Genomic DNA, 2920 nt, shown 5'->3' on the forward strand with positions numbered 1-2920 from the left:
CGCGCAACGATTGGCCCCTGGTTGGGCAGTGTATCGACAATGCCTTCCGCTTCGAGATGGCGCAGCACTTCGCGCACGACCGAGCGGCTCACCCCCAGTTCCTCGCAGAGCGTGCGCTCGACCAGCCGCTCGCCCGGCGCGAAATGCGCGTCCAGAATCGCCTGGCGCATCTTCTGCAGCGTCAATTCGCGCAGCGTCGCCGTGGGCCGCTCCACGCGCAGCGAGGCCGCCGTGCCGTGTGTTGAGAGAGACTGCGCGAGATCGCTCATCATGCGTGCGAGAACAGACGCGTATCGCGTGCGTCCCACTCCACCACGGCCTGCGCGCCAATCGACAGACCGCTGTCATGCCGCTGCGCGGCGGGCAGCCGGATCGAAATCTCCTGCGCCCACGGCGTGGCCACCGCGTAATGCATCGCATCGCCCAGATAGGTGATGTCGCGCACCGTCACGGGTAGGCCCGCTGCCGCGGTGTTTTGCGGCGAGGTGAGGCGCATCTGCTCGGGGCGGATCATGAGCGTGCCGTCATCGCCCGCCGCCAGCGCGGGATTGAAGTTGCCGCATGCCAGTTCGAGGCCATTGGGGAACACGCCGTTCGCCAGCCCATCGCGGCTTGCCGTGACGCGCACCGGCAGAAAGTTGGAATTGCCGATAAAGCCGGCCACGAAGCGCGACGCCGGATTCGCGTAAAGCTCTTCGCCCGTACCCACCTGTTCAATACGCCCCTTGTTGAACACGGCGATGCGATCCGACAAGCGCAGCGCTTCTTCCTGATCGTGCGTCACATAGAGAATCGTCACGCCCGTTTCCTGATGGATGCGGCGCAGTTCGAGCTGGATTTCCTCGCGCAGCTTCTTGTCGAGCGCCGAGAGCGGCTCGTCCATCAACAGCACCGGCGGATCGTAGGCGAGCGCGCGGGCAATCGCCACGCGCTGCTGTTGTCCACCGGACAGTTGCGCAGGCATGCGGTCGCGGCATTCGGACAGATGCACGAGCGCAAGCATTTTTTCGACTTTCGCTTTTATTTCGGATTCCGGACGACGTCGCACACGCAGCGGAAACGCCACGTTCTCGCCCACCGTCAGATGCGGAAACAGCGTATAGCGCTGGAACACCATGCCGATGTTGCGCTTGTTGGGCGCAACCGCCAGCAGCGGCTTGCCGTCGAGCAGCACGCGCCCTTCGGTCGGCTCCTGGAAGCCCGCGACGATATAGAGCGTCGTACTCTTGCCCGAGCCGGACGGCCCGAGAAAGGTCATGAACTCGCCCTTGCGCACGTCGAGTGACACGCTGTCGATGGCGACCACGTCGTCGTAGGTCTTGCGCAGGCGCTGGATTTGCAGGAATGCGGCAGTCATGGCTTACGTCTCCGGGTCGTATTAGTGGATCGCCTGGCGAGCGCGGCGCAGCAAGGCGCTCGCCAGCATCAGCAAGGTGGTGAGCGCCACCAGCAGCGAGGACGCCGCCGCCACCACGGGCGTGAGGTCCTGGCGCAGCGTCGCCCAGATGCGCACGGGCAAGGTTTGCAAGGTGGGACTCGCCATGAAGATCGACACCACCACTTCGTCCCACGAGGCGAGGAACGAGAAGATCGCCGCTGCCGCCAGGCCCAGGCGGATCGCGGGCAAGGTCACGCGCCACTTCACGGCCAGCGGCGAGGCGCCGCAAATCAGCGCCGCGTCTTCCAGCGCAGTGTCGAAGGCCGAGAGCGAATTGCTGATGGCGATGATCGAGAACGGCAGCGCGATGATCAGATGGCCGATCACGAAGCCCGTCATCGTGCCCGCAAGGCCGATGCGCAAAAAGAACGCATAGAGCGCCACTGCGAGCACGACCACGGGCAGCACCATCGGCGTGAGGAAGAACGCCTGCACGACGGCGCGGCCACGAAACTTGCCGCGCACGAGCGCAAGCGACGCGAGAAAACCCAGCGCAACCGACAGCACCGTGACGATCACCGCCAGCTTCATGCTGGTCATCAGCGAATCGAGCCAGCCCGCGTCCGTGAAGAGCTGGCGATACCACTCCAGCGTCCAGCCCGGCGCGGGAAACGCGAGCCACTGCGAGTCGCCAAACGACAGCGCGACGATAAAGAGAATCGGCAACAACAGGAACAGGGCCACCACCGCGCCAATGGCGACGAGCAGCGCACGCACCGCGCCAAGACGATCGAAGTCGAGCAGCATGTCAACGTCCTCCGGAAATCTGGCGCGCGCCGGTCAGGCGCAGTTGCAGCGCATAGAGGCCGAGCGTCACGGCCAGCAGCACGAACGCGGCGGCACCGGCAAGTCCCCAGTTCAGCAGTTCCTGCACGAGCTGGGCGATCAGTTCGGCGAGCATCATGTACGACGGGCCGCCAAGCAGTGCAGGGGTCACGAAGTAGCCGAGCGCCATCACGAACACCATCAGCGCGCCCGAGGCAATGCCCGGCATCGCCAGCGGCACGAGAATGCGCCAGAAGGCCTGCCAGCGGCTTGCGCCGCACACGGCGGCAGCGCGCAGCGTGGCGGGATCGATGCCGCGCAGCGTCGCGTGCAGCGGCATCACCAGAAACGGCAGCATGATGTACGTCATGCCCACCGTCACGCCGATCAGATTGTTCACGAGGGTAAGCGGCTGATCGATGATGCCACGCGCCATCAGCAGACGGTTGATCGGGCCGGTCTGCTGGAGCAGCACCATCCAGGCGAACGTGCGCGCGAGCAGATTGGTCCACATCGACAGCAGCATGATCGAAAACAGCGTGGTGCTGAGCCAGCGCGGCGCGATGGCCAGCAGCCACGCGGTGGGAAAGCCGATTGCCACCGTCACCGCAGTCACGACGCCCGCCACCAGAAACGTATTGCCGAACACCCGCAAATAAGTGGTCGAGCCCAGCAGTTGCGCGTAGTTGTGCAGGCCGGGCGTCGGCTCCATCACGC

The 2920-nt window shown here is 65.1% G+C and carries 4 protein-coding genes; all 4 read right to left on the reverse strand.

Features of this window, described 5'->3' with window-relative positions; all coding sequences use genetic code 11:
- A partial coding sequence (locus VG320_RS28570) for a GntR family transcriptional regulator (RefSeq protein ID WP_327203422.1) occupies window positions 1-269 on the reverse strand: 269 nt, incomplete at its 3' end.
- Window positions 269-1357, reverse strand: coding sequence for an ABC transporter ATP-binding protein (locus VG320_RS28575; RefSeq protein WP_327203423.1), 1089 nt, complete (start codon window positions 1355-1357; stop codon window positions 269-271). The genes VG320_RS28570 and VG320_RS28575, both read right to left, overlap by 1 nt.
- A 21-nt stretch (window positions 1358-1378) precedes the next feature.
- Window positions 1379-2185, reverse strand: a complete 807-nt coding sequence (locus VG320_RS28580; protein WP_327203425.1) for an ABC transporter permease — start codon at window positions 2183-2185, stop codon at window positions 1379-1381.
- A 1-nt stretch (window position 2186) separates the two neighbouring features.
- Window positions 2187-2918, reverse strand: a complete 732-nt coding sequence (locus tag VG320_RS28585) for an ABC transporter permease (RefSeq protein ID WP_327203427.1) — start codon at window positions 2916-2918, stop codon at window positions 2187-2189.
- Window positions 2919-2920: the final 2 nt, after the last annotated feature.

Source organism: Paraburkholderia sp. (assembly GCF_035948235.1).
Classification (GTDB): Bacteria; Pseudomonadota; Gammaproteobacteria; order Burkholderiales; family Burkholderiaceae; genus Paraburkholderia.